The 25,495-nt window shown below is 72.4% G+C and carries 25 protein-coding genes; 14 read left to right on the forward strand and 11 right to left on the reverse strand.

The genetic code is table 11. The features are described from left to right. Positions 1-6 precede the first annotated feature (6 nt). Together otsB and ACIBJE_RS25855 are read right to left on the reverse strand one after the other, a co-directional pair. On the reverse strand, positions 7-2,610 hold the full coding sequence (otsB, locus tag ACIBJE_RS25850) for a trehalose-phosphatase (protein WP_396752614.1): 2,604 nt from the start codon (positions 2,608-2,610) through the stop codon (positions 7-9). Then, positions 2,607-4,007, reverse strand: a complete 1,401-nt coding sequence (locus tag ACIBJE_RS25855; RefSeq protein ID WP_285790599.1) for a trehalose-6-phosphate synthase — start codon at positions 4,005-4,007, stop codon at positions 2,607-2,609. The genes otsB and ACIBJE_RS25855 overlap by 4 nt, the downstream gene beginning before the upstream one ends. A gap of 328 nt (positions 4,008-4,335) precedes the next feature. Here ACIBJE_RS25855 and ettA point away from each other — a divergent pair, with 328 nt between their 5' ends. From ettA to ACIBJE_RS25875, 4 genes are all read left to right on the forward strand, one after another. Continuing rightward, positions 4,336-6,012, forward strand: coding sequence for an energy-dependent translational throttle protein EttA (gene ettA / locus ACIBJE_RS25860; RefSeq protein WP_396752617.1), 1,677 nt, complete (start codon positions 4,336-4,338; stop codon positions 6,010-6,012). Between the two features lie 2 nt (positions 6,013-6,014). Continuing rightward, positions 6,015-6,467, forward strand: a complete 453-nt coding sequence (locus ACIBJE_RS25865) for an acyl-CoA thioesterase (protein WP_396752619.1) — start codon at positions 6,015-6,017, stop codon at positions 6,465-6,467. Continuing rightward, positions 6,464-7,174, forward strand: coding sequence for a hypothetical protein (locus ACIBJE_RS25870; protein ID WP_396752621.1), 711 nt, complete (start codon positions 6,464-6,466; stop codon positions 7,172-7,174). The genes ACIBJE_RS25865 and ACIBJE_RS25870 overlap by 4 nt, the downstream gene beginning before the upstream one ends. A 131-nt stretch (positions 7,175-7,305) precedes the next feature. Next, positions 7,306-7,893 (forward strand): YbjN domain-containing protein, encoded by a 588-nt coding sequence (locus ACIBJE_RS25875; protein WP_396752623.1) that lies wholly within the window; start codon positions 7,306-7,308, stop codon positions 7,891-7,893. A gap of 117 nt (positions 7,894-8,010) precedes the next feature. On the opposite strand, the gene ACIBJE_RS25880 is transcribed toward ACIBJE_RS25875, so the two are convergent. The 3 genes from ACIBJE_RS25880 to ACIBJE_RS25890 all read right to left on the reverse strand — a co-directional run bounded on the left by ACIBJE_RS25880 (position 8,011) and on the right by ACIBJE_RS25890 (position 11,364). Next, complete coding sequence (locus ACIBJE_RS25880; protein WP_285790714.1) at positions 8,011-8,397, reverse strand: globin; 387 nt, start codon at positions 8,395-8,397, stop codon at positions 8,011-8,013. A 198-nt stretch (positions 8,398-8,595) separates the two neighbouring features. Then, complete coding sequence (locus tag ACIBJE_RS25885) at positions 8,596-10,026, reverse strand: MFS transporter (RefSeq protein ID WP_396752625.1); 1,431 nt, start codon at positions 10,024-10,026, stop codon at positions 8,596-8,598. Positions 10,027-10,338: 312 nt separating this feature from the next. Then, the gene (locus tag ACIBJE_RS25890; RefSeq protein WP_396752627.1) at positions 10,339-11,364 is read right to left on the reverse strand and encodes a mechanosensitive ion channel family protein; all 1,026 of its coding nucleotides are present in this window, start codon (positions 11,362-11,364) and stop codon (positions 10,339-10,341) included. Between the two features lie 294 nt (positions 11,365-11,658). Here ACIBJE_RS25890 and ACIBJE_RS25895 point away from each other — a divergent pair, with 294 nt between their 5' ends. Further along, complete coding sequence (locus ACIBJE_RS25895; RefSeq protein WP_396752629.1) at positions 11,659-12,204, forward strand: HNH endonuclease; 546 nt, start codon at positions 11,659-11,661, stop codon at positions 12,202-12,204. Between the two features lie 212 nt (positions 12,205-12,416). Here the strand turns inward: ACIBJE_RS25895 and ACIBJE_RS25900 are convergent, their stop codons facing one another. From ACIBJE_RS25900 to ACIBJE_RS25910, 3 genes are all read right to left on the reverse strand, one after another. After that, entirely contained in the window at positions 12,417-13,181 is a 765-nt protein-coding gene (locus tag ACIBJE_RS25900) for a class F sortase (protein ID WP_396752707.1), read from the reverse strand. 348 nt (positions 13,182-13,529) lie between these two features. Then, complete coding sequence (locus ACIBJE_RS25905) at positions 13,530-14,066, reverse strand: hypothetical protein (protein ID WP_396752709.1); 537 nt, start codon at positions 14,064-14,066, stop codon at positions 13,530-13,532. A 217-nt stretch (positions 14,067-14,283) separates the two neighbouring features. Beyond that, a complete protein-coding gene (locus ACIBJE_RS25910; RefSeq protein WP_396752631.1) occupies positions 14,284-14,763 on the reverse strand; it encodes an Lrp/AsnC family transcriptional regulator in 480 nt (159 codons plus the stop codon). A 144-nt stretch (positions 14,764-14,907) separates the two neighbouring features. On the opposite strand from ACIBJE_RS25910, the gene ACIBJE_RS25915 reads away from it, so the two are divergent. The 4 genes from ACIBJE_RS25915 (at position 14,908) to ACIBJE_RS25930 (ending at position 18,126) form a co-directional block, all read left to right on the forward strand. Then, on the forward strand, positions 14,908-15,810 hold the full coding sequence (locus ACIBJE_RS25915; RefSeq protein WP_396752633.1) for a tryptophan 2,3-dioxygenase: 903 nt from the start codon (positions 14,908-14,910) through the stop codon (positions 15,808-15,810). A gap of 95 nt (positions 15,811-15,905) precedes the next feature. Further along, positions 15,906-17,372 (forward strand): amidase, encoded by a 1,467-nt coding sequence (locus ACIBJE_RS25920; RefSeq protein WP_396752635.1) that lies wholly within the window; start codon positions 15,906-15,908, stop codon positions 17,370-17,372. A 72-nt stretch (positions 17,373-17,444) separates the two neighbouring features. After that, entirely contained in the window at positions 17,445-17,732 is a 288-nt protein-coding gene (locus ACIBJE_RS25925; protein WP_396752711.1) for a hypothetical protein, read from the forward strand. Beyond that, positions 17,719-18,126 (forward strand): DUF5130 family protein, encoded by a 408-nt coding sequence (locus ACIBJE_RS25930; protein WP_396752637.1) that lies wholly within the window; start codon positions 17,719-17,721, stop codon positions 18,124-18,126. Before ACIBJE_RS25925 ends, ACIBJE_RS25930 begins: the two co-directional genes overlap by 14 nt. A 129-nt stretch (positions 18,127-18,255) precedes the next feature. Here ACIBJE_RS25930 and pepN read toward each other — a convergent pair whose 3' ends face one another. Then, positions 18,256-20,805: an aminopeptidase N gene (gene pepN, locus ACIBJE_RS25935; RefSeq protein WP_396752639.1), complete on the reverse strand. Its 2,550-nt coding sequence runs from the start codon at positions 20,803-20,805 to the stop codon at positions 18,256-18,258. Between the two features lie 239 nt (positions 20,806-21,044). Here pepN and ACIBJE_RS25940 point away from each other — a divergent pair, with 239 nt between their 5' ends. From ACIBJE_RS25940 to ACIBJE_RS25955, 4 genes are all read left to right on the forward strand, one after another. Then, positions 21,045-21,665 (forward strand): DsbA family protein, encoded by a 621-nt coding sequence (locus ACIBJE_RS25940; protein ID WP_396752641.1) that lies wholly within the window; start codon positions 21,045-21,047, stop codon positions 21,663-21,665. A 173-nt stretch (positions 21,666-21,838) separates the two neighbouring features. After that, on the forward strand, positions 21,839-22,072 hold the full coding sequence (locus ACIBJE_RS25945; protein WP_396752643.1) for a hypothetical protein: 234 nt from the start codon (positions 21,839-21,841) through the stop codon (positions 22,070-22,072). Positions 22,073-22,118: 46 nt separating this feature from the next. After that, entirely contained in the window at positions 22,119-23,318 is a 1,200-nt protein-coding gene (locus ACIBJE_RS25950; protein WP_396752645.1) for a DUF1015 family protein, read from the forward strand. 89 nt (positions 23,319-23,407) lie between these two features. Then, positions 23,408-23,875, forward strand: coding sequence for a ribose-5-phosphate isomerase (locus ACIBJE_RS25955; RefSeq protein ID WP_396752647.1), 468 nt, complete (start codon positions 23,408-23,410; stop codon positions 23,873-23,875). A gap of 69 nt (positions 23,876-23,944) precedes the next feature. On the opposite strand, the gene ACIBJE_RS25960 is transcribed toward ACIBJE_RS25955, so the two are convergent. Continuing rightward, entirely contained in the window at positions 23,945-24,271 is a 327-nt protein-coding gene (locus ACIBJE_RS25960) for a hypothetical protein (protein WP_396752649.1), read from the reverse strand. Between the two features lie 110 nt (positions 24,272-24,381). Here ACIBJE_RS25960 and ACIBJE_RS25965 point away from each other — a divergent pair, with 110 nt between their 5' ends. Beyond that, the gene (locus ACIBJE_RS25965) at positions 24,382-24,921 is read left to right on the forward strand and encodes a hypothetical protein (protein ID WP_396752651.1); all 540 of its coding nucleotides are present in this window, start codon (positions 24,382-24,384) and stop codon (positions 24,919-24,921) included. Between the two features lie 188 nt (positions 24,922-25,109). Here the strand turns inward: ACIBJE_RS25965 and ACIBJE_RS25970 are convergent, their stop codons facing one another. Then, the gene (locus ACIBJE_RS25970) at positions 25,110-25,373 is read right to left on the reverse strand and encodes a hypothetical protein (RefSeq protein WP_396752653.1); all 264 of its coding nucleotides are present in this window, start codon (positions 25,371-25,373) and stop codon (positions 25,110-25,112) included. Positions 25,374-25,495: the final 122 nt, after the last annotated feature.

Raw genomic sequence — 25,495 nt, forward strand, 5'->3', positions numbered from 1 at the left:
GCCGGGTCAGACCTTGAGCATGTTGTCCAGCAGCAGGGCACAGCGGATCAGCCCGAGGTGGCTGTACGCCTGCGGGTGGTTGCCCAGCCCGCGCTCGGCGAGCGGATCGTACTGCTCGGGGAGCAGGCCGGTCGGCCCCGCCGTGTCGATCATCTGGTGGAACAGCTCCTCCGCGTCGGTGCGTCGACCGGTGCGCAGGTACGCCTCGATCAGCCACGCCGTGCAGATGTGGAAGCCGCCCTCCCGGCCGGGCAGGCCGTCGTCCCAGTGGTACCGGTAGACGACCGGGCCGCTGCGCAGGTCCGCCTCGATCTTGAGGACGGTGGAGAGGAAGCGCGGGTCGTCGCCGGGGAGCAGCCCGGACAGGCCGATCCAGAGCGACGAGGCGTCCATGTCCTCGTCCCCGTACGCCACGCTGTACGCCTCGACGCCGGAGTGCCAGCCGTGCTCCAGCACGTTCGCGCCGATCCGCTCGCGCAGCTCCACCCACTCCGGCCGGTCGCCGTCGCCGTGCCGCCGGACCACGTGCAGCGCCCGGTCGACGGTCATCCAGCACATCACCTTGGAGAAGATGTGGTGGCGCGGCGGAAGGCGCGCCTCCCAGATGCCGTGGTCGGGCTCGTGCCAGCGGCGGCGGACCGCCTCGACCATGTTCTCCAGCACCCGCCACTCGGTCTCGCGCACCGAGCCCCGGGCGTCGGCCACCCCGGAGATGAGGTCGGCGATCGGGCCGAACACGTCCAGCTGGAGCTGGTGGTTGGCGAGGTTGCCGACCCGCACCGGCCGGGAGCCGGCGTAGCCGGGAAGGGTGTCGATGACCGCCTCGGCGCCCAGCTCGTACCCGTCGACGGTGTAGAGCGGGTGCAGCCGCTCCGGGTGCCCGCCGGTGCGCTCGACGCAGCCGTCCACCCAGCGCAGCAGCGCCTCGGCCTCCTCCAGCGAGCCGAGGTCGACCAGCACCCGTGCGGTCATCGCCGCGTCCCGGAGCCAGCAGTACCGGTAGTCCCAGTTCCGGACGCCGCCCAGCTCCTCGGGGAGCGAGGTGGTCGCCGCCGCGAGGATCGAGCCGGTCGCCTCGTGGCAGAGCCCCCGCAGCGTCAGCGCGCTGCGGGCGACCAGGTCACGGGCGGTCTGCGGCAGGCGCAGCGAGGACACCCAATCCTTCCACGGCTGCTCGGCGGTGACCTGCCGCTCGTGCACCGGGAGCCGGTGGTGCTCCAGGCTGTGCGTGCCGAAGCGCAGCTCGCACGTGACCTGCCCACCGGCGGCGGAGAGGTCGACCACCGCCTTGGCGGTCTCGTACCCGCCGTCGTTGGACACCTGCCACCGCACGCCCGGGGAGTAGAGCGACACCGGCTCGTTGGAACCGAGCACCAGCAGCCCGTCACCGAGCGGCTGGAGCTGCACCGCCACCTGACCGAACTCCGGCCGGGGGGCGAATTCCAGCTTCACCCGGCCCGATCCGGTGAGCACCCGGATCAGGGTCGAGTCGCCGGAGACCATGGTCGACTCGCTCGGCACGTGGTCGCTGGACGGCCGGTCGAGCCAGTCGGTCACGGTCAGTCCGGACCAGCGGGTCTCCACCGTCATGGTGCCGTTGCGGTAGCGCTGCCCCAGCGGGATGCCGCCCCGCTCGGGGGCGACGCTGAAGTGCCCGGCCGGGCTGCCGCCGACCAGATCGGCGAAGATGGCCGCCGAGTCCGGCTTGGGGTGGCAGAGCCAGGTGATCTTGGCTTCCGGGGTGAGCAGGGCGACGGTCCGCCCGTTGGCGAGCATCGAGTGCCGCTCGATCGGCACCGCCCGCTCGCCGAACAGCCAGTGCCGCCGGGTCTCCAGCAGCAGCGCCAGCGCCCGGGCGGCCTCGATCGGCTCGGCGACCCGGAAGTGCGCCTTCGTGTCACCTGGGCCGATTTTGATGCCGACGTCGGGGCCGTGCAGGTTGCCGAAGGCGTTCTCGTCGGTGACGTCGTCACCGATGAAGAGCACCGCGCTCGCGGAGAGCTGGGTGCGGAGCTGGTCCATCGCGGTGCCCTTGTGGGTGGCGACCACCGACAGCTCGATGACCTCCTTGCCCTGGGTGACCGTGACTCCGTCCCAGGTGGCCGGACCGCTGCGGACCGCCTCGATGGCGCCGGCCGCGATCTGCGGCGGCACCCCCCTGGTGTGCACCGCGACGCTGGCCGGCTTGCGCTCCAGCCGGACGCCCGGGTGGGCGGCGGCGATCTCGCGCAGCTCGTTGCGGAGCCGGGTGCGCACGGCGATCAGCTCGGGGCTGAGCCGCTCGACGAAGCCGATGTCGAACTCCGAGCCGTGACTGCCGACGAGGTGGACCTCGCTGGGCAGCCGGGACAGGGCGGCCAGGTCGCGCAGCGCGCGCCCGGAGACCACCGCGACGCTGGTCTGCGGCAGTGCGGCGAGCGCCCGGACGGCGGCCACCGACTCGTGCAGCGGCACGGCCTTGCTCGGATCCTCGACGATCGGAGCGAGCGTGCCGTCGTAGTCGCAGGCGACCAGAAGCTGTGGGACCCGGGCGATCCGGCCGATCGCCGCCCGCAGTTCGGGGTCGATGACCCCGTGGGTCTGTGCGGGCTCGGTGACGCTTGTGTTCACGCAGCCTCCACGCCGGGTGTGCCGAGTTCGCTGAGGAACGACTTGGCCCAGTGGCCCACGTCGTGGGTCCTGAGGTGTCGTTGCATGATTCGCATGCGGCGGCGGGCCTCCGTCCGCTCCACGTGCACAGCCTTCAGCAGGGCTTCCTTGACCGCTTCCGGGTCGTGCGGGTTACACAGAAACGCCTGGCGCAGCTCCGTCGCAGCACCGGCGAACTCACTGAGCACGAGCGCGCCGCCCTGGTCGGCGCGCGATGCCACGTACTCCTTGGCCACCAAATTCATTCCGTCTCGCAGCGGGGTCACCATCATCACGTCCGCCGCAACATACATCGCGGCGAGCTCACTGCGAGAGTACGACTGGTGGAGATAGTGGACCGCCGGCACGCCGACCCGTCCGTACTCCCCGTTGATCCGGCCGACTTCGCGCTCAACCTTCACTCTCAGTGCTTGGTAGTGCTCGACGCGTTCACGGCTCGGGGTGGCCACCTGCACCATGACGGCGTCCGGAACTGTCAGCTTTCCGTCAGAAAGCAGTTCCCGGAAGGCCTTGAGGCGCAGCTCGATGCCCTTGGTGTAGTCCAGCCGGTCCACACCCAGGATGATCGTCTTCGGATTGCCCAGTTCCTCCCGGATCTGCTTGGCGCGCGCCTGGATGGCCGGGTCCGCGGCGAGCCGCTCCATCTCCCTGACATCGATGGAGATCGGGAACGCGCCGGCCTTCACCTGGCGTCCGTCGACCTGGATCATCTGGCCCTCGTAGCGCAGCCCGAGCAGGTGCCGGGCCAGCCGGACGAAGTTCTGCGCGGCCAGCCGCTGCTGGAAGCCGACCAGGTCCGCCCCGAGCAGGCCGCGCAGCACCTCGGCGCGCAGCGGCATCTGCATGAACAGCTCGATCGGCGGGAACGGGATGTGCAGGAAGAAGCCGATCTTCAGGTCGGGACGGAGTTCGCGGAGCATCGCCGGGACCAGCTGGAGCTGGTAGTCCTGCACCCAGACCGTCGCGCCCTCGGCCGCCACGTCCGCCGCGGCCTCCGCGAACCGGGCGTTGACCAGCCGGTACGCGTCCCGCCAGCGCCGTTTGTACGCCGGGGTCTCCACGGCGTCGTGGTAGAGCGGCCAGATCGTGGCGTTGGACTGCCCCTCGTAGTAGCGCTCCAGCTCCTCCGCGCTCAACGGCACCGGGTGCAGTCGGATGCCCTCCAGGTCGAACGGCTCGGGGGCGGCGCCGGTGCCACCCGCCCAGCCGACCCAGGTGCCCTGGTGCTCGGCGAGGACCGGGTGCAGCGCGGTGACGAGACCGCCCGGGCTACGGCGCCACTGCCGTCCCTCCGGAGTGCTCACCTCGTCGACCGGTAGACGGTTCGCCACAACGACAAAGGAGCTACGGACGGTCACGATCGGCCACCTCCGGTAAACGACGGGTCCACCGCATGAGCGTACTGAGCGTATCTGCGGTGTCTGGGGCCCCGTGCGGCAGTTACTTCCCCGGTCAGCGGCCACCGAACCTGGACGTGATCTGCCTGACGTTCCTTGACGGCGCGGCGGCGACCTGGGTGGGCGGCGCGCGCCGGTAGGGGCGGGGTGATGTGGGCGGAGCACGGCGAACCTGTCAGGATTGAGGATGGCGTGCGTGCGCCCGGTCGACGGCCGGCGGCACGCGGGCGGTCCGGTCCGCCCTTCGCTCGCCGGCTCCCAATCGCAACGTACGGAGGTAGCCCGCACCGTGGCCCAGTACATCTACGTCCTGGAAAAGGCGCGCAAGGCGCACGGCGACAAGGTCGTGCTCGACAACGTGACGCTGAGCTTCCTGCCGGGCGCCAAGATCGGTGTGGTCGGCCCGAACGGCGCGGGTAAGTCCAGCCTCCTCAAGATCATGGCTGGGCTGGACCGGCCGAGCAACGGGGAGGCCCGGCTGATGCCCGGCTTCACCGTCGGCCTGCTCGCCCAGGAGCCCCCGCTCAACGACGCCAAGACCGTGCTCGGCAACGTCGAGGAGGCGGTCGCCGAGACCAAGGCGAAGCTGGAGCGGTTCAACAAGATCGCCGAGCAGATGGCGACCGACTACTCCGACGAGCTGATGGAGGAGATGGGCAAGCTCCAGGAGGAGCTGGACCACGCCGACGCGTGGGACATCGACTCCAAGCTCGAACTGGCGATGGACGCGCTGCGCTGCCCGCCGCCGGACGCCGACGTCACCCAGCTCTCCGGTGGTGAGCGCCGCCGGGTGGCGCTGTGCAAGCTGCTGCTGGAGGCCCCCGACCTGCTCCTGCTCGACGAGCCCACCAACCACCTGGACGCGGAGAGCGTGCAGTGGCTGGAGCAGCACCTCGCCAAGTACGCCGGCACCGTCCTGGCGATCACCCACGACCGGTACTTCCTCGACAACGTGGCCGGCTGGATCCTCGAGCTGGACCGGGGCCGGGCCGTCGGTTACGAGGGCAACTACTCCACCTACCTGGAGAAGAAGGCCGCCCGGCTCTCCGTCGAGGGCCGCCGGGACGCCAAGATGAAGAAGCGGCTCTCCGACGAGCTGGAGTGGGTCCGCTCCAACGCCAAGGCCCGGCAGACCAAGTCCAAGGCCCGGCTCGACCGGTACGACGAGATGGCCGCCGAGGCGGAGAAGACTCGCAAGCTGGACTTCGAGGAGATCCAGATCCCGCCGGGCCCGCGTCTGGGCAACACGGTCATCGAGGCGAACAAGCTGACCAAGGGCTTCGGCGACCGGGTGCTGATCGACAACCTCTCGTTCTCGCTGCCGCGCAACGGCATCGTCGGCATCATCGGCCCGAACGGCGTCGGCAAGACCACGCTGTTCAAGACGATCGTCGGGCTGGAGGAGCCGACCGACGGCGGGGTCCGGGTCGGCGAGACCGTCTCCCTGTCGTACGTCGACCAGAACCGGCAGGGCCTCGCCGGCGACAAGACCGTCTGGGAGGTCGTCTCCGACGGGCTGGACCACCTCATGGTGGGCAAGGTCGAGATGCCGTCCCGGGCGTACATCGCCGCGTTCGGCTTCAAGGGGCCGGACCAGCAGAAGCCGACCAAGGTGCTCTCCGGCGGCGAGCGCAACCGGCTCAACCTGGCGCTGACCCTCAAGATCGGCGGCAACGTGATCCTGCTCGACGAGCCGACCAACGACCTGGACGTGGAGACCCTCTCCAGCCTGGAGAACGCGCTGCTGGAGTTCCCCGGCTGCGCCGTGGTCATCTCCCACGACCGGATGTTCCTGGACCGGGTCGCCACGCACATCCTGGCCTGGGAGGGCGACGAGGAGAACCCGGCGAAGTGGTTCTGGTTCGAGGGCAACTTCGAGGCGTACGAGAAGAACAAGATCGACCGGCTCGGCGCCGAGGCGGCCCGCCCGCACCGGATCACCTACCGCAAGCTGACCCGCGACTGACCATGAGCGACCGGTTCGTCTACCACTGCACGCTGCGCTGGTCCGACCTGGACGCGTACGGCCACGTCAACAACGCCCGCTTCCTCACCCTCTACGAGGAGGCACGGGTGGCGTTGATGTTCGCCGGCGGCCGGGCGTGGGGGGTCGGCTCGTTCGCCGACGGCGTGGTCATCGCCCGGCACGAGATCGACTACGTCCGCCCGGTCGACTACGCGCTCGGTCGGGCCACCGCGGAGGCGGCCCCCACCGTCCGGATCGAGCTCTGGGTGGAGGAGATCCGCCGGGCCGCCTTCACCATCGCGTACGAGCTGTACGACGGTGACGTGCTGGCCAGCCGGGCCCGGTCGGTGCTGGTCCCGTACGACCTGGCGGAGAAGCGGCTGCGGCGGCTCACCGACGCCGAGCGGACCTTTCTGGAGAACTACGCGCCGCCGCCGGTACGGGAGCCGGTGTGACCGGCACACCGGCGGCCGGCCGGCCGGGGTCCACCGCGTCGGTCGGGCACGGGCTGGCCGGTGTCGCCGACGCGGGCGCGTTCCTGGCCCGGCTGGTCCGGTTCGACCCGGCGGCGGTGGTCCGGCTCCGGCCGGTCGGCCGATCCGGTCCGACGGCGCTCTGGGCCCGGCTGCCCTGGGGGGTGCTGGTCTGCCGGACGGTCGCCGGGCCGGGACCGGGCGACGCGACGGTCGCCGCCGCCGATCTCCTGGCCGAGCTGGGCCGGGACGGGACGGCCCTGCCGGTGCGGCGGGACGCGCAGTGGCGCTGGCCGCTGCCGCCGGCCACCGGTCGGGTGGTGGAGACGATCCCCGCCGGGGAACTGCGCCGGCTGGCCGACGCGGCGGCCGGCACTCTGCGCACCGCCGCGACGCACGGCGTGGCGGGGCGGGCGGTCGGGCAGCGCGCGGTCCGCGACGCCCTGCTGGACCACGTCGCGGTGGTGGTCACCGGTGCGGCGGGGGAGCGGGTAGAGGTGAGCCAGCGGTTGGTCCAGGGGGTGGTCCGGATGGGCTTCCTCGGGCCGGCCGGTGCCGCCGTCGCCGAGGGGGTACAGGTGCGGCTGGCCAACCGTTGGACCGGCCTGGTGGCGCCGTACGGAGTGGCGTGGTCGCAGAAAGTGGCAGACCTTGCCATAAAGCCACAGGGTGATCACCCGAACGGATGACCCCTATTCCTTCTTCCGTCCCGGGGCTGGCGTTGGGGGGATGCTTCATGCCGGCTGTCCGGGTACCGTCCATCCTCGGATCCAACGCACGGTAGGCGTCCGGATCCGCTGGGGAGTGAGGTGCGCGAGTGATGCCGTGGTGGTCATGGCGCCCCGGCCACGCCAGTGGTGGCGAGCCGGACAGTCGGAGTGGGATCACAGTGGAGGGCAGTGTCCGGGTCGGACCGCCGGCGCCACGCGAGCCGGGGGACGACTGTCTCCCCGCCGCTGACCGGCCGGTACGCAAGGAGATGTCGGCCGCCGTCGCCCCGGTGACCCTCGGTCGGGTCTGCGACGCGCTCGACCTGTTGGATGTCCGCTACCTGGCGGACGGCGACGGCAACCTGCTGGCCATGTGGGAACGGCACGCGGTGCTGGTCACCCTGGAGGGGCCGGAGGACGAGATCCTGGTCATGCGGGCCCGTCCACACGCGACCGTTCCGCCGGACTGGGCCGACCGGGCCTACCGGGTGGTCAACGAATGGAACCACACGCGACGGTTCTGCAAGGCGTACATCGGCGACCCGACCGAGCGTGGGCAGTTGCCGATCTACGCCGAGCTGCAGGTGCCGCTCGGCGCGGGGACGCACGACGCGCTCCTGGTCGAGCTGCTCGACTGCGGTGCGGCGGTCGCGACGAACTTCGTCGACTGGCTGCACGACGAGGGTGCCCTGCTCTGAGGCGATGACGTCGTCGGCGACGCCGGCCGGGATCCCCGGCCGGCCGCTGACGGTTTCGCTCACCCGGGTCTGCGCCCGGGCGGGCTGTCCTGCCCGGAGCCGGGAGCGGCCCCGGGGTCAGCGTGCGGCCGGGTCCTCCATCACGTTGACCATGAAGTACGCCGCCCGCTCCAGGTAGTCCCAGAGCACCGTGGCCACGTCCGGCGGCAGGTCGAGGGAGTCGACTGCCCGACGCATGTGCCGCAGCCAGGCGTCCCGCTCGGCGGGCCCGATCCGGAACGGGGCGTGCCGCATCCGCAGTCGCGGGTGCCCGCGCTGGGCGGAGTAGGTGTTCGGCCCGCCCCAGTACTGCATCAGGAAGAGCGTCATCCGGTCCGCGGCGGGGGCGAGGTCCTCCTCCGGGTACATCGGGCGCAGCAGCGGATCGTCGGCGATCCCGGCGTAGAACTCGTCGACCAGCCGGCGGAAGGTCGGCTCACCCCCGACCGCCTCGAAGAGGGTCATCTGGTCCCGGTCGGCGTCACCTGCGGCACTCACCGTTCCATCCTGCCAGGTGCCGCCGGACCCGGCGGGTACGGCCGCCCGCGCCGTGGTGCGGGCTCCGTCACAGGGTGCGGGTACGCCTTCTTCGGCACTCCGTGCCCGACGCCTTCACCCGGGACGTGATCGAGTCCCGGCTCCGGGCGGCGGCACGCCGTCAGGTCACAGCGTGGCCGTGCCGCCGGCAGCCGCCCGCCGACCCGTCACCGGGCTCTCGTCACGGGCCCCCTCGCCGGCCACCGCGGCACCGCGCCCCGTCGCCTCGGCGGGGGCGTCGGCGGTCCCCGACGGCGACGACTCGACGCGGGGCCGCGCGCTGGGTGCCTTCGCTGCGGCGATGGCGGCGTCGAAGGTGGCGGCGCTCGGCCAGCGGGCCACCACCACGAGCATCAGGAGCACGCCGGCCGCGCTCCACAGGCCGACCACCCCGGGAATCGAGAACCGCTCGGCGAGCAACCCGGTGACGATCACCGCGAAGCCCTGGATCACCTGCATGCCGGTCGCCATCACGCCGAACGCCCGGGCGCGGTAGCCGTCGGGCAGGGCTCGGACGAAGAGCCCGTTGGCGACCGGCAGCAGCCCGGCCACCGAGAAGCCGCAGACCGCGACGAGCACCGCCACCACGGCCGGCGGTGGGTCGAGCAGGGCCGGCACCAGCACCAGGGGGGCCAGCACGGCGAACGGACGGATCAGGGCGACCCGGCGGGCGGGCCGGACGGCCCGTCCGATGATCAGGCCGCCGAGGATGAACCCGACCGGAGCGGCGGCCATGATCACGGCCTGGGTGGCGGCGGCGTCCACGCCCTCGCCCGAGCGCTCACCGGCCCAGGCCCCGGCCAACCCCTCGGGGACGATGGAGAAGAGCATCGAACTGAACACCAGCACGGCGATCGACCGCAGCACCGGGGTGCCGAAGACCATCCGGAAGCCCGCCCCGGTCTCCCGGAGCAGGGACGCCCGCGGCTCACCGGTGTGCACCCGGGGGTGGTCGCTGATCCCGAACCGCACGATCAACGCGGACGCGCCGAAACTGGCCGCGTTGACCAGCAGCGCGGACGTGGGGCTGGCTGTGGCGATGGCGGCGCCGACCAGGTAGCCGGTCACCTGGGCGGCCTGCCCGACGCTGCTGTTCAGGGAGAGACCGACCACCAGCCGGTCGCCGCTGAGGATCACCGGCATGAGCGCGGAGCGCGCGGCCTGGCTCGGTGGGTTGGCCAGCGTGGTGGCGAAGAGGAGGCCGAGGATCGCCCACACCGGCAGGTTCGGCACGGCGACCAGCGCGACCAGCACCATCCGGAACAGATCGGAATTGACCATCACCGCCCGGTACCGACACCGGTCGGCCACGGTGGACAGCAGCGGGCCACCGATCAGCCACGGCAGGTAGCTCACCGCGAACGCCGCCGCCGACAGGGCCACCGACTCGGTCTCCCGGTAGACCAGGACGGTCACCGCGGCCTTCGCGATGTAGTCGCCGATCCAGGAGAGGGTGGTGGCCGTCAGGACCGCCCGGTACTCGCGCTGGGCGAACACTTCACCGAAGGTGGCCGGACCTTCGTGGAGGGGTCGCTCGTCGGACACCGTGGCCTCCATCGTCCCCGACGGTGCCACTCGTGGTGGTCAGGCCGGGAATCGTCGTCAGATCAACGGAGCAGCGAGGACGTGATCACGCTCCGGAGGAGCTCGTTCCCGGATTCTGCCCGATCGTCTGAAGGCTGGCTAGGGTGAACGGATTGATCGTCGCATCTCCGACTGAACGAACGGACGATACCCGAGGGGCCTTGCGGATCGCGACCCCTCCGTCGTCGGCCCCTCGACTCTGGCCGGTCGACCGGAACGAGCCGCAGGTCAGTCGAAGGTGGTCGGCCCGGCCGCAGGTCAGACGGTGGCCGGCCCGGCCGCAGGTCAGACGGTGGCCGGCCCGGGCGTGGGGATGCCGGGGTAGAAGCGGGCCGCAGCGATCTTGGCGGTGATGCCCGAGTTCTCCAGGCCCTCGGCCAACCGCCGGCGCAACTCCCGACCGACCGCGAACTGTCCCTCCGCGCTCGTCTTCACCACCGTACGGATCACCGCACCGTCGATGGTCACCTGCTCCACGCCGAGCACCTCCGGCGGCTCCACGATCTGCGGGGCCAGGTCCGGGTCGAGCGCCACCGACGCCGCCGCGGTCCGCAGCACCGCCGTCGCCTCCTCGGTGCTGGCGAAACCGATCGGCAGGTCGACGACGACCAAGGCCCACCCCTGGCTCTTGTTGCCGACCCGGATGATCTCGCCGTTGCGGATGTACCAGAGCACCCCCCGGGCGTCACGGACCGTGGTGACCCGCAGGCCCACCGACTCGACCACTCCGGTCGCCTCGCCCACGTCCACCGTGTCGCCCACGCCGTACTGGTCCTCCAGCAGCATGAACAGCCCGGCGATCAGGTCCTTGACCAGGCTCTGCGCGCCGAAGCCCAGCGCCACGCCGACGATGCCGGCGCTGGCCAGCAGGGGGGCCAGGTCGAAGCTGAACTCCCGGAGGATCATCAACAGGGCGATGCCGAAGACGAACGCGGTGACCAGGCTGCTCAGCACCGACCCGATCGCCTCGGCCCGCTGCCGGCGCCGCTCGGGCACGAACTCCCCGGGCGCGGTGGCCGCGGTGGGGATCCGCTCCCGCAACGGCTTCAGCAGGGTCGGCACCGCCGCGTCCGTGGTGCTCCGGACCAGCCGCTTGATCGCCCGTTGCAGCAGGAAGCGGGCGGCGACGGCGAGCAGGAGGATCAGCACGATCCGCAACGGCTTGAGCAGGATCCAGTAGCTGCCCTCGGCGAACCAGGTGGAGCCGGTCAGGTCGTAGACGTTCTTGCAGAGCGCGTCGGAGAGGCAGTCGGGGCTCAGCTCCGGCTGCGGGGTCTCCGCGGGCGGCGGTGTCGGCGGGGCAGCAGTCACGCCTGTCTTCGTACCGCACGCTGCGCCGGGTGCGCAGGCCACCCCGCCCCTCGGCCGGCCCGTCCGGGTTTCCCGGACGACGCCGATGATCAACCGCCGCGAACCGGTCATCGTTGCACAGTCGAAAAAAGCTTCACGAGGGACCCCGGATTAGTACGTGCAATCCGGGGTCCGATCAGGGACGATTGGCGCACGGAACGTCGGTGATCCTTCCGGCGTCGACCGCGGCTGGGCTCGTTTTGCCCGCGGTCGGCCGCGAGGACGCGACGCGGCTAGACCCGGAGGGTGAGCACGATGCCTGACATACGACCCGCAATAGGCTCCGGCGCGTTGGTCCTCAACGCCACCTACGAGCCGTTGTGTGTCGTGTCGGTGCGGCGGGCGGCGATCCTGGTGCTCACGGCCAAGGCCGTCTGCGTGGCCGACGGTGACGGTGTCCTGCACAGCGCCTTCGACGCGCTGCCGGTCCCCTCGGTGGTCCGCCTCACCCGATTCGTCCGGGTGCCGTACCGCACCCACGTCGGGCTCTCCCGACGCGCGATCTTCGCCCGGGACGGGTGGCGGTGCGCGTACTGCCGGGGGCCCGCCGAGACCATCGACCACGTCTTCCCCCGCAGTCGGGGTGGCCGGCACGCCTGGGAGAACGTGGTCGCCGCCTGTGCCCGCTGCAACCACACGAAGGGCGACAAGACCCCGGCGGAGATGGGGTGGCGACTGCACACCATGCCGGTGGCCCCCAAGGGCACGGCGTGGCGGGTGCTCGGCCACCGTGCGCCCGACCCGCGCTGGGCGGACTGGCTCGACCTGCGGGAGTCCGAGCCGATCGCCGAGGCGGCCTGACACTGGTCGACGTCGTTGGGGGTTCCGGGCAGCCCGACCCGCTCCGGGCGGTCAGGCTTGATCCCTGCGCGGGCCGGGCGGCCCGGAACCCCGACGTGGTCCGGGCGGTCAGGCTTGATCCCTGCGCGGGCCGGGCTGCCCGGAACCCCGACGTGGTCCGGGCGGTGGGCACCGTGTGCGGGTGGTTGACGGGTGGTCAGGTCTCGCCGAGGTCAGGGTCGGCGGGCCTGGACCAGCGAGGCGAAGACGACCACGTTGTCGGCATAGCCGGTCGCGCCGCCCACCCAGCGGCCGCCGCAGGTGATCAGTCGCAGGTTCGGGCGGCTGAAGTCGCCGAAGACCTCGTCCACCGGCAGTCGCTCCTTGTCGAACCGCTCCACCGCGTGCACCTCGAAGACCGCCACCGACCGGTCGGACCGGTCGACCTCGATCCGGTCGCCGGACCGCAGCCGCTTCAGGTCGTGGAAGACCGCCGGCCCGGTCGAGGTGTCCACGTGGCCGACGATCACCGCCGGACCGTACTGCCCCGGGGTCGGGCCTTGGTCGTACCAGGCGGCCTCGTGGGCACGCTTCTCGTCCGGTACGCCGATCGTCCCGTCGGCGGCGAGCCCGACGTGATGGACGGGCGCGCGCAGGTCCAGCGCCTGGATCTCGATCTCCACCGGCGGGCTCTCCGGCAGCACCGGGAAGCTCCGGGGCGGGGGACGCAGGCCGGCACCGAGCCGGTCCGGTAGCAGGCTGGTCCCGGTGACCTGCTCGACCCCGAGCATCGCCATGATCAGCACCATCAGCGTGGCGACCACCAGCACCGGGGCTCCCGGACCTGAGCGCCCCGCTCGCCGGCCCGCCCAGCGGCGGGTGGGCATCGTCCGTCGCGGGTCGACCGGCTGCCGCCGGGCGGTCGGATCGACGACCAGCAGCCCCGCCCGGCTCGCCTCGGCCGCCACCCCCCGGAACCGGCGCAGCCCGCGTCCCAGGCCGCGACCGAGCCCGACGCCGGCCTGGCCGAGGGCTACGCCGCCGTGCCGCAGCAGGACGCCGTCGTGTCGCAGTCCGCGCCCGAGAAGGACGAGCGACCACCACAGGGCGCGGACCAGTCCGACCGCGCCGTGCCCGAGCAGGGCGAACAGTCTCCCCGGGGCGATCCGTCGCGGTGAGTCGGATTCGCGGTGCCCGACGGCGGGTTCGCGGTGCCCGACAGCGCGTTCGTGGTGTCCGAGGGTGCGTTCGCGGTGCCCGACGGCGCGAGCGGAAGCCCACCGCCGGGTCGTCCGGCGGTCCCGGCGCGGGTCGCGCTGGCGTGAGCCGGCCATGGCGTACCCCGGTCAGGGGCTCCCGGGCCGACGGCGGCTGCCGAACAGGCCCAGCCCGGCCACGACGGCGGCGGTCACCAGACCGCCGACGAGCAGCAACGATCCCGCTCCCCGGCCGCTGGAGGTCCCCCCGCTGCCGGTCGCCGGTCCCTTGCTCGGCTGGGTCATGTTCAGCACGGTCAGCACGGTGCTCGCCCGGTTGCCGTTCGGGCAGCGCAACTCCACCGGGTAGTCACCCGGATCGGTGCCGGGCGGAATGGTCACCGCGCCGGTGAGGAAGCCGCTGTCGGCCCGGTTGCCGTTGGGGTCGGATCCGTTGCCGTTCGGGTCGCCGCCGCCCCATCGCTCGTCGTGCGGGCGGAGCACCACCCGGCCGAAGGCGTCGGACGTCGCCTCCGCCTGCCGGTCGTTGTTCCGGTCGCAACTGGCCCGGAGGTCCACCCGGCTGCCGGCCTGGACGGTGCTCGGCCGGACCTCGACGAAGACGTTCTCCCCCGCGTGGGCGGGGGCCCGCGCGGCCAGGACGAAGACCCCGACCAGTGCGATCATGACCAACGCCGTCGACACGGCGCGGCCGGGTCCGTGACCCCGCATGATCCTCCCCTTCCCGGCACCGGTGGTGCGCTGGGCGACCCGCCCTGCATTCCCGCTGCCGGAGAGGCAAACCCGACCCCGCCGCTACCCGACCCCGCCGCTACCCGACCCCGCAGCCTCCCCGGGGCGGCCCGCGCCGGCTGGATCAGCGGCGACGGCCGGGCGGGCTGGATCAGCGGCGTCGGCCGGGTGGCTCCGGACGGTCGGTCGGCTCCGACGTGAGGGGGGTGACCGGCTGCCAGCCCAGCGGGGTGGAGAGGACCATGGTGCTGGACGGCTGGCCGTACGGGGCGAGGCGGTCGATCACCGACTCGAACTCGTCGATCGAGCCGGCCGCGACCTTGAGCATGCTGCACGCGTCCCCGGTGATCCGGTGGATCTCCAGGATCTCCGGCCAGTCGGTGACCGTCGGGTCGTGCAGGATGCACCGGGGGCCGTAGCAGGACATCCTGATCAGGGCCAAGACGCTCCGGCCGGCCCGGGCGAGGTCCACGTGGGCGTGGTATCCGGTGATCACCCCGGACTCCTCCAGCCGGCGTACCCGCTCCGCCACCGCCGGTGGGGAGAGGTGGACGCGGCGGGAGAGTTCGCTGAACGACAGGCGCGCGTCGGCCTGCAACTCCCGCAGCAGTGCCCAGTCCATGTCGTCCACGCTGAACCTTCCTTTCCTGAAGTTCTCCGAGGTTTCCACCTTCGCCCCGACAGGCAGCCAAGGGCAAGGACCGTCGTTCCGGCATTCCATCAGACGTTCCACCCGCGAGATCATGAGTTGACCGGCTCACGGAGGGAGACACAGGTGGAGAAGACGGACCTGCGGGCACCCACCCTGACCGCGACGGTGCGCCCGCTGACCCCGCGACAGCGTGCGGCTCGGGCGGTCCGCAACGGGGGCAGCCCGACGCTGGAGTTCACCGACCAAGTGCCGTACGACGCGTACGTGCACGCCAGCACGCTGCACACCCTGCAACAGCCGCTCAGCGACGACCCGGGCGAGATGTCCTTCCTGATGGTCAGCCAGATCATGGAGTTGTACTTCGGGTTGACCTGCCACGAACTGCGGGAGACCCAGCGGCTGCTCCGCGCCGACCGGATCGCCGACGCGCTGGCCCCGCTGCGTCGTACCGCCCTGCACCTGGAGGGCCTCAACGCCGCCTGGAAGAGCCTGCGCTGGATGACGCCGGCCGACTTCAACCGGTTCCGCGACCTGCTCGGCGAGGGCTCCGGGTTCCAGTCGGCGAAATACCGGGAGTTGGAGTTCCTGCTCGGGCTCCGCAACGCGGCGCTGATCCGCCCGTTCCGGCGGCAGACCGAGGTGTACGCGCAACTGCGCGCCGGGCTCGACGCGCCGAGCGTGTGGGACGACGTGATCGCCCTGCTCGCCCGGCACGGGTTCGACCTGCCGGCCGACCTGCTCGACCGGGACGTGACCGTCGAGCACGAGTCGCACCCGCTGGTCGAGTCGGCCTGGGTGCACGTCTACGCCGACGCCGGGCCCGACAACCATCTCTGGCTGCTCGGCGAGGCGCTCACCACGGTTGCCGAGGAGTTCGGCGACTGGCGGTACCAGCACCTCAAGGCAGTGCAGCGCGCCATGGGCGCCAAGGTGGGCAGCGGCGGCTCGGCCGGGCTGTCCTGGCTGCGTCGCAGCATGGAACGGGTGGTCTTCCCGGAACTCTGGTCGGCCCGCACCGCCATGTGACCGGCTCCCGCCGGGGTGGTAGCAGGGGTCCCCTGCAACCGCCCCTGCAACCACCCCGACCACTGCGACCACTCCCAGCGGGGCAGGATGGGGTCATGGCCGAGCCGCACGACCTGAACGCGTTGGAGCAGGCCGCCGCCGTCGCCCGGGGCGAGCTTTCCAGCGTCGAGCTGGTCGAGCACCACCTTGCCCGAGTGGCGGCGCTGGGCGACACCGTCGGGGCGTTCGTCACCGTCACCCAGGAGGAGGCGCGCCGGGCGGCCCGTGCCGCCGACGCGGTGCCGGCCGCCGAGCGCGGGGCGCTGCACGGCGTGCCGACGGCGGTGAAGGACCTGACCCTCACCGCCGGGGTACGGACCACGTTCGGCTCGGCCGCCTTCGCCGACTTCGTGCCCACCGTCGACGCCGACGTGGTGCGGCACCTGCGGGCCGCGGGGCTGGTCAGCCTCGGCAAGACCACCACCTCGGAACTGGGCTGCTCGCTCTACTCGGAGGGCCTGGTCGCGCCGCCGGCCCGGAACCCGTGGGATCTGGCGTACACGGCGGGTGGGTCCTCCGGTGGCGCGGCGGCGGCGGTCGCCGCCGGGCTGGTGCCGGTCGCCCAGGGCTCCGACGGGGGCGGTTCGGTGCGGATCCCGGCCGCCCTGTGCGGCCTGGTCGGCCACAAACCGAGCCGGGGCCTGGTCTCCGGCGGTCCGCTCGGATCCGGCGCGTTCGGGCTGCCCACCAACGGCCCGATCGGCCGGACCGTCGCCGACGTCGCCGCCCTGCTGGACGTCATGGCCGTACCGGTGCCGGGCGAGCCCTACCTGCCACCCGCGCCGCCGCCCGGCGGTCACCTGGGCGCGGCACGTCGGGCCGAGCCCGGCCGGCTGCGGGTGGGCCGGTTCACCCGGCCCATGCTCGTCGACGGCCCGGTCCACCCGGACTGCGTGGCCGCCGTCGACCGGGCCGCCGCGCTGCTCGCCGGGGCCGGGCACGAGGTGGTCGAGGTGGAACCGCCGCTCGGCCCGGAGTGCTGGCCGCTCTTCGAGACCCTCTGGTACGTACTGTCGCTCGCCCCGGTCCCCCCGGAGCGGGAGGGCGACCTGCTGCCGCTGACCCGGCTGATGCGCGAGCGGGGCAGCCGGATCTCCGCCGCCGCCCTGACCGGCACCCTCGCCGAACTCCAGGCGCTGGTCCGCCTCGGCGCCCAGCGGACCGCCGGGGTCGACCTGCTGCTCTGCCCGACCGTGGCCACGGCGCAGGCGCCGGTCGGCTGGTTCCACTCCGGCGTCGACCCGGCGGAGGACTTCGACCGGCAGCGACGGTTCTCGCCGTACTGCGCCGTTTTCAACCTGACCGGCCAACCGTCCGTCTCGCTTCCGGTCGGTCGTACCGCCGAGGGTCTCCCGGTGGGCGTCCTACTCACCGGTCGGTACGGCGACGACGCGCGGCTGTTGGCCGCTGCCGCCGAGGTCGAACGGGCCGACGGCGGGTGGGATCATCGCCACCCCGCGATATGGCGGGCCGTCGGCTCCGCTAACGTGAACAGCAGCGGGGTCGGAGGGGCGACACCATGACGCCCGATCCGGCCCGGTGGATCTGGTCTCTCTTACCGCCTGGGGGCGTTGGGATTGTCTGTTACCGAGACGTTGCTGGTCTTCGTCGGCATCCCGGCGGTGGCGACGCTGGTGATCGCCGGGTTGGCCCTCGCCAGTGGTGGTCGCGGCGGCCGTGGTGGTGCCAAGCGCTACCGGCCGGGCCGGCCCTTCGACTTCACGCCGGTCTGGTTCCTCGGCCGGCCCGAGCAGCTGGCCGACTCGGCCGGCACGGCGTTGGCCGCGGGCGCGCAGGCCCCCGCGTTGAGCAGCCGCAAGCAGGAGCAGGCCGGCATCGAGGCGCCGGTCGGGGTAACCGGAGGCGCAAGTGACCGTTGGTGAGAAGCAGGTCGAGGCGGGCAACCCGCCCGAGGTGCTGGACGGCCCCTTCACCACCCGTCAGCTGCTCCGCATCGACGAGGCGCTGCGTCTGGCCGACCAGGGCACCGGGCTGGTCTTCTCGGTCTTCGTCGGTGGGCTCGACGAGCCGATCCGCGAGCACGCCGAGCGGCTGCACCGGCAGCTCGCCGAGCCGGAGCGTTCGGTCCTGATCGCCGTGTCGCCCAACCAGCGTCGGCTGGAGGTCGTCACCGGCAAGCAGGCCCGCAAGCGCATCCCCGACACGTACGCCAAGCTCGCCGCGCTCTCCATGGTCGCGGCCTTCGGCGGCGGTGACCTGGCCGGCGGGATCATCAACGGTCTCGACCAGCTCGCCACGCACGCCGGCAAGGGCTGAGCCACCTCCTACACGACGACACCCGGTCCGCCGCTCGGCGGGCCGGGTGTCGGTGTCTGCGGGTTCGCCGACCCAGCGGGGCCAGGCGGGCGGGGTCAGGGTCATCCGGCCCCGGTTCGTCGGTGTTCGTCAGGCGCTCCGGGCGTCCCTCGCGCGGGCCTTCAGCGCCCGGACCACGCCGTCGCGCCCCTCGGCGACCAGCCGGCGCAGCGGGGCCGGGTGTCCCTCGCCGGCCAGCCACGCGTCGGTCGCGGCCACGGTGTCCTCCGAGACCAGGTACGCCGGGTACGCCAGCTGGGTGAACTCCTGCGCCGGCTCGCTGTCCCGGTTGGCCCAGACCTGCGCCACGGTGGCGAAGTACCGCTCCCGGTAGGGCGCGACCAGTTCCACCTGCGTCGGGTGCGCGAAGCCCTGCAACAGCGCCCGGTTACGCCAGTTCGGCAGCGCCTCCGCGCCGGTGAGCTGAGCCCAGACCGCGGCCTTGTTCTCCGGCGTCGGCACCAGTGCGTGCGCGTACGCGGCCTCCCGCTCGCCGCTGGCGGTCTTGTCGCGGGCCAGCTCGGCCTCGATCTCGGTGGTGCCGGCGCGGCCGTTGGCGACCAGCGACTGGAGCAGCGACCAGCGCAGCTCGGTGTCGATGGTGAGGCCGGTCGGCACGTTCGACCCGTCCAGCCAGCCACGCAGGGTGGCCAGGTCCTCCGCGGAGCGGGCCGCCGAAACGTACGTCCGCGCCCAGGCGAGCTGGAAGCCGCTGCCCGGCTCGGCGGCCTGCATCGCCGTCTTCGCGGTGCGGGCCAGCTCCGCCCAGCCGGTCGGGGCCCAGGCCGGGTCGGCGTAGAAGACCAGCGTGCTGACCGCCTGGCGCAGCGTCGCGGTGACCAGGTTGATGTCGGTCTCGGCGGGCAGCCCGGCGAGTGCCAGCGCCACGTAGTCGCGGGCGGTGAGTTCCGCGTCCCGGACCATGTCCCACGCGGCGGTCCAGCACAGCGCTCGGGCCAGCGACGACTCGAACCCGGCGATGTGCTGGACCACGGTGGACATGGACCGCTCGTCGAGGCGGAGCTTGGCGTAGGTGAGGTCGTCGTCGTTGAGCAGCAGCACGTCGGCGGCCGGCTTGCCGTGCAGCGCGGTGAGTTCGGTCCGCTCGCCGGTCACGTCGACCTCGATCCGGTCCCGGCGCACCAGCCGGCCGTCGGTCAGGTCGTAGAGGCCGACCCCGATCCGGTGGGTACGCAGCGTCGGGTATTCGGCCGGGGCCTCTTGGCGCACGACCACCCGCTCGTAGCTGCCGTCGGCGCCGATGGCGACCTCGGGACGCAGAGTGTTGACCTGGGCGGTCTCCAGCCACTGCGCGGCGAACTTGCGCAGTTCGCGGCCGGAGGCCGACTCCAACTCGGAGAGCAGGTCGTCGAAGGTGGCGTTGCCCCAGGCGTGCTTGCCGAAGTAGCTGCGCAGACCGGCCAGGAACGGCTCCATCCCGACGTACGCGACGAGCTGCTTGAGCACGCTCGCGCCCTTGGCGTACGTGATGCCGTCGAAGTTGACCTCGACCGCCTCCAGGTCCGGCATCTCACAGTAGACCGGGTGGGTGGAGGAGAGCTGATCCTGCCGGTAGCCCCAGTTCTTGCGGACGGAGAGGAAGGTCGTCCAGGCGTCGGTGAACCGGGTGGCGTGGGTGTTGCACCAGTGGCTCGCCCACTCGGCGAACGACTCGTTCAGCCACAGGTCGTTCCACCAGCGCATGGTGACCAGGTCGCCGAACCACATGTGCGCCATCTCGTGCAGGATCGTGTTGGCGCGCTGCTCGTACTCGAAGTCGGTGACCTGCGAGCGGAAGATGTAGTGCGACTCGGCGTGCGTGACGCAACCGAAGTTCTCCATCGCCCCGGCGTTGAAGTCGGGCACCCAGAGCTGGTCGTACTTCGGCAGCGGGTACCGCACGCCGAACTGCTCGTGGAAGAAGTCGAAGCCCTGCTTGGTGACGAGGAACAGGTCGTCGGCGTCGAGGTACTGCGCCATCGACGCCCGGACGAAGAGGCCCAGGTCGATGCCGTCGTGGCTGTCCCGCACCTCGTGGTACGGGCCGGCGCAGAGCGCGGTGATGTAGGTGCTCATCCGCGCCGACTCGACGAAGTGGACGGTCTTGCACCCCTCGGCGGCCGGCTCCTCCCGCTCGACCGGCATGTTGGAGACCACCCGCCAGTGCTCCGGGACGGTGGCGTGCCAGGTGTAGACGCTCTTCAGGTCGGGCTGGTCGAAGCAGGCGAAGACGCGCTGCGCGTCGGCCGTCTCGAACTGGCTGTAGAGGTACGTCTCACCGTCCACCGGGTCGGCCGTGCGGTGCAGGCCCTGCCCGCTCGTCGAGTACGCGAAGTCGGCGTTCACCACGAGGGTGTTCTCGGCGGCCAGATCGGGCAGCGTCAGCCCCTTCTCGGCCGACCAGCCGTCGGTGTCCAGCGGCGTGCCGTTGAGCGTCGCCGACCGCACCGCGTCGGCGGCCACCTCGATGAAGGTGCTCGCACCCGGCTCGCTGCACCGGAACCGGACCTCGGTCACCGAGTTGAACGTGTGCCCGTCGGCTGGCTGGACCGCCGACGACAGGTCGAGCTTGATGTCGTACCCGGTCACGTCGAGTAGGCGGGCCCGCTCGGTCGCCTCGACCTGCGTCAGGTTGCGCACTCCCGGCACTGTTTGTCTCCATCCCACTGTCAACGGCGTCCCTGCCAGCTTGCCGGCCCGGTGCCCGGACCGACAGCGGATTCGAGTCTTCCATGCAGACGCCCTGCCTCGCGTGGCGAGGTTGTCCCGCCCGGTGGCCGAGGTCACCGTGGAATGCGGTGCCGGGCGGCGGTGCGGGAGACGAAGATCGGGGGAGGTGCCGCGCTGCCGGCGCGGCCGGGTTCGCGAAGGGAATCACCGTGGCCGAACGCGTCACCGTCGACATGTGGTTCGACCCGACCTGCCCGTGGGCGTGGGTCACCTCCCGCTGGCTGCTGGAGGTCGAGCGGGTTCGTCCCGTGGACGTCCGCTTCCACGTGATGAGCCTGTCGGTGCTCAACGAGGGGCGGGAGATGCCCGAGCGGTACCAGGAGCTGATGCGGTCCGCCTGGGGGCCGGTCCGGGTCTGCGTCGCCGCCGAACAGCGGTACGGCACCGACGTGCTCCGGAAGCTCTACACCGCGCTCGGCACCCGGATCCACCTCGGTGGGGAGCGGGGTCCGGACACCATCGCCGCGGCGCTGGCCGACGCGGGGCTGGACCCGGCGCTGGCCGAGGCGGCCACCAGCACCGACCACGACGACGCGCTGCGGGCCAGCCACCACGCCGGCATGGACCCGGTCGGCTACGACGTCGGCACGCCGGTGATCCACGCTCCCGGCCCGGACGGCAAGCCGGTCGCCTTCTTCGGTCCGGTCGTCACCCCGGCTCCGAAGGGCGAGGCGGCCGGACGGCTCTGGGACGGTGTCCTCCTGGTCGCCGGCACCCCCGGCTTCTTCGAACTCAAGCGTTCCCGGGACGTCGAGCCCAGCTTCGAGTGACCCGGTCGGGGCCCGGCCGTCGCCTGTCGAGGGGGACGACCGGGCCCTTTGCCGGCCGCACCCGGTGTCCGTTCGCCGGCCAGGTCTCGTCACCGGGCACCGGCGTGGTCGTTGCATCCGGTGTCGTTCCCGCCGGCCCGTAGCGGGCCGTGTCCGACCCGGAGGCATCCCGAATGGCGAACCCCCGCCGCGCGTCCACCCGTGAGCCCGTTCGCCGGTCGGTCGCCGGGCCGCCGGGCGAGTCGTACTGGTCGGTGGACGCCGACGCCTGGTCGTCCTGGCGACCGGGGCTGCCCGGGCACCTGGTCGACCTGCTGGCCCCGCCGATCGTGGTGGGTGTCGCGCGGGCGGGCGACCGGCCGGCACGCGGCGTCGACGAGGCACCACCGCGCCACGGGCGGCGGTGACAGGGGCCCCTCCTTTCACCAGGTGGACCCGGTAGCGTCAACGCACATGACGGTCGTGCATCCGATCGCCCGGGCCTGGATCACCACTGGCGGCACCGGCGCGCAGAACTACGACGAGTTCGCCGACGACGCGGAGATCACCGCGATCATCGAGGCGAATCCGCACAGTGCCCTGGGCATCGAGATGCCCCACCGGGCGCCGGAGAGCCTGGGCAGATCGTTCCTCGACGCCCTGCCCGACGCGGCGGCCCGGCTCGCCGAGGCCAAGGCCGACGGCAGCTACACCCCCGCCGAGCAGGTGGTGGTCCTGTACCGGATCAGTGCGGCGGGGGAGGAGCCCGCGTACGGCATCTTCGCCATGGTCGACACCGACCAGATCTCCACGAGTCGGGACGAGCCGGGCCTGGTGATCCGGAACGAGGACGTCTTCATCGCCAAGGTGCGGGAGCGGGTCGCGCTGGCCGAGACGCTCGGACATCTGCTGTCCCCGGTGCTGCTGTTGCAGACCGGTACCGGCGAGGAGCTGCACGCCCGGCTCGCCGCCGCCACCGAGGCGGCCGGCGTGCCCGCCGCCACCGACACCGACCAGGCCGGGCGCACCCACGCGATCTGGCTGGTCGGGCCGGGCCCGGAGCAGGACGAGCTGACCGCTCTCGCGGGCGGCGGCGAACTGGTGGTCGCGGACGGCAACCATCGCAGCCTGGCCGCCCAGACCGGTGGCCTGTCGCGTTTCCTGGCCGTGGTCACCACGCCCCGCTCGGTGGCGATCCAGCCCTACAACCGGCTGGTCAGCGAGCTGACCAGCCGCCCGGAGGAGCTGCTCGACCGACTCCGCGCGGCGGGCGCGGAGATCAGCCCCATCGACGGCCCGGTGGAGGTCCCGGCGGCCGGCGGCACCGTGCACCTCCGCCTCCCCGGCCAGGGGTACGCGGTCACCCTGCCCCACGACGAGCAGGGACGGCTGGAGAACCTCGACCACGCGCTGGTCGAGCGGCTGCTGCTGCGGGACGCCCTCGGGCTCGACCCGGGCGACAAGCGGATCACCTACGTCGGCGGCGACTACCCGGCGAGCTGGCTGACCGGGGAGGTGGACGCGGGCCGCGCCGAACTCGCCGTCCTGATCGCGCCGGTGACCGTGGACGACTTCGTGGCGGTCAACCTGGCCCGGGAGAAGATGCCCCGCAAGAGCACCTGGTTCACCCCGAAGGCCCGGGGCGGCCTGGTGGTGGCGGAGCTGTCCCGCTGACCGGTACCCGCACCCGGTGATGTGACGAACCGGCTCCGCGGTGCCGCCCTCGGCGACACCGCGGAAACCGGCCTGACAGACTGCGCGGTATGCGCGTCTACCTGGGATCCGACCACGCCGGTTTCGAGTTGAAGGTGCACCTCGCCAGTCACCTGGCCACGCAGGGCTACGAGCTGGTCGACGTCGGCCCGCACGCCTTCGACCCCGACGACGACTACCCCGCGTTCTGCCTGCACACCGGAGACCGGGTGGTGCGGGACCCGGGCAGCCTCGGGGTGGTCATCGGCGGCTCGGGCAACGGCGAGCAGATCGCCGCGAACAAGATCGCCGGGGTACGGGCGGCGCTCGCCTGGAACATCGACACCGCGCAGTTGGCGCGGCAGCACAACGACGCCAACGTGGTCGCGGTCGGTGCCCGGCAGCACACGCTGGACGAGGCCACGGCGATCGTGGAGGCGTTCCTCGGTACGCCCTTCTCCGGCAACGAGCGGCACGCCCGCCGGATCGCCCAGGTCTCCGCGTACGAGACCTCCGGCAAGCTGCCCGACTTGCCCTGAGGCGTGTGGCCCGGTGGGCCGGATGGGCGGACCACTTCGGGGTGGGCGGACCGGCCCGCCGGTGACGGGTCAGCGACCGGAGCGGGGCAGCTCGTCGCGGGGCACCCAGTTGCGTCGCACCAGCACCAGTCGGGCCTCCGCCTCGGCCACGTCCTGCTCGGTGGGTCGGCTGGCGTCCCGCGCCCGCAGCGCCGCCGCGATGCCGACCTGCGAGGTGCCCGAGCCGACCAGGCCACGCAGGCCCCGGTCGCCGTCGCGCTCCTCCGGGCCGCCACGGCGGCCCGGGGCGGGTGTCGCGTCGTGCGTCCCGGCGGTCGTCGCCGAACCGTCCGCCTGCTCCCGGTCGTGTCCCGTCGGGTGACGCAGGCGCCGTCGCCGACGCTCGGTGTCCGCCATCCGCCGACGGTACCGCACCGGGGGATGCGCGCGCGGTGCCTGCGGTACGCGCTGGCTACCCTCGGAAGGGACAGACCGATCCGCAGGGCCGGCGTCAGGGAGGAAATGAGATGTCAGACCAGACACAGCCGTGGGCGGAGCGGACCGTCGAGGTGCCGAAGGACTCCGGCCCGGTGGTTCCTCCCCAACGGGACGGGTTCCAGCGGGGAGTGGCGTCGGTCGGCCGACCGAAGGCTCCGCGTACCGAAGCGTTCCCGGTGGTCGAGCCGGAGGAGCCGACGGGCTGGTTCTCGCCCGGCCCCAGCCGTCCGCTGAGCTGGTATCTGGCGCAGTGGCGCAACGGGGCCGAGTGGACCGCCGCCGGGGGACTGTTCGCCTTCGTCTGCTGGGGCATCTGGGCGATCTCCTCCCGGGGTGACCTGACGTCCCCGGTGGTGACCTTCCTGCTGACCCTCCTGGTCGCCGCCGGTCTCTTCGGGCTCGCCCGACTGCTCGGCCGGCTGGTCTGGGAGCGGCAGCTCGGCCGGGTGCGGCGCAGCGCGCGGGGAGCCCACGCGGTGACCGCGATCTTCCTGGTCGGTGTCGGTATCGCCTATCTCCAGCAGACCGACTGGGTGGTCTCCGCCTGGAACTGGGTCACCGGCGGCTGAGGCGTACCGCAGGGCAGCGTGACGCCCGGGTGGGTCGGCATCGTGCCGCCCGCCCGGGCGTCGTCGTCGCGGCCCACCGCGACAGCGGTCCTCCTCCACCAGGTCGACCGGGCTTACCCGGCCGACCGCGGTTCATCCCACCGGGCCTGTCGGGCGACCGTCGGGTGTGCCCGTCCGGCCCGGCGGGGTCACCGTCGGTCGCCTCCCTCGGAGTCCGCCCGGGGTGAGGCGACCCGCGCGGCGGGATCCTCGACGCCGGGCTCGCCCCCGCCGGGGGCCACCATGCCGTCGTAGTTGTAGACCGTGGTGTTCCCGTCGTGCTGCTTCGTGGTCCTGACGTACCGGTGGATCAAGCCGTCGATCTCCAGCTCGAGCAGGGCGGAGCCACCCGCGTCGTGGGTGCTGCCGTCCCGGGGTCCACCGACCAGCCATGCGTCCGTCTTCGTGTCCATGACCGTTTTCGTACCCGGCGACGCCGCCGGACTAACCGCCACCGCCACCGAGGCGGACGCCGGGCCACCGGGGTTGGCTCGTGTGGTGGTGGCAGGGGTCCCCTGTTACCGCTTTTTGCCGA

The organism is Micromonospora sp. NPDC050187, from assembly GCF_044459745.1.
Lineage (GTDB): Bacteria > Actinomycetota > Actinomycetes > Mycobacteriales > Micromonosporaceae > Micromonospora.

Excerpts from the sequence above, each read along its gene's own strand:
- ACIBJE_RS25865 (WP_396752619.1), top strand. The coding sequence starts at position 6,015 with ATGAGCGACCGGTTCGTCTACCACTGCACGCTGCGCTGGTCCGACCTG.
- ACIBJE_RS25875 (WP_396752623.1), top strand. The coding sequence starts at position 7,306 with ATGCCGTGGTGGTCATGGCGCCCCGGCCACGCCAGTGGTGGCGAGCCG.
- ACIBJE_RS25880 (WP_285790714.1), bottom strand. The coding sequence starts at position 8,397 with ATGACCCTCTTCGAGGCGGTCGGGGGTGAGCCGACCTTCCGCCGGCTG.
- ACIBJE_RS25885 (WP_396752625.1), bottom strand. The coding sequence starts at position 10,026 with ATGGAGGCCACGGTGTCCGACGAGCGACCCCTCCACGAAGGTCCGGCC.
- ACIBJE_RS25895 (WP_396752629.1), top strand. The coding sequence starts at position 11,659 with ATGCCTGACATACGACCCGCAATAGGCTCCGGCGCGTTGGTCCTCAAC.
- ACIBJE_RS25905 (WP_396752709.1), bottom strand. The coding sequence starts at position 14,066 with ATGATCGCACTGGTCGGGGTCTTCGTCCTGGCCGCGCGGGCCCCCGCC.
- ACIBJE_RS25920 (WP_396752635.1), top strand. The coding sequence starts at position 15,906 with ATGGCCGAGCCGCACGACCTGAACGCGTTGGAGCAGGCCGCCGCCGTC.
- ACIBJE_RS25945 (WP_396752643.1), top strand. The coding sequence starts at position 21,839 with ATGGCGAACCCCCGCCGCGCGTCCACCCGTGAGCCCGTTCGCCGGTCG.
- ACIBJE_RS25950 (WP_396752645.1), top strand. The coding sequence starts at position 22,119 with ATGACGGTCGTGCATCCGATCGCCCGGGCCTGGATCACCACTGGCGGC.
- ACIBJE_RS25955 (WP_396752647.1), top strand. The coding sequence starts at position 23,408 with ATGCGCGTCTACCTGGGATCCGACCACGCCGGTTTCGAGTTGAAGGTG.
- ACIBJE_RS25960 (WP_396752649.1), bottom strand. The coding sequence starts at position 24,271 with ATGGCGGACACCGAGCGTCGGCGACGGCGCCTGCGTCACCCGACGGGA.
- ACIBJE_RS25965 (WP_396752651.1), top strand. The coding sequence starts at position 24,382 with ATGTCAGACCAGACACAGCCGTGGGCGGAGCGGACCGTCGAGGTGCCG.
- ACIBJE_RS25970 (WP_396752653.1), bottom strand. The coding sequence starts at position 25,373 with ATGGACACGAAGACGGACGCATGGCTGGTCGGTGGACCCCGGGACGGC.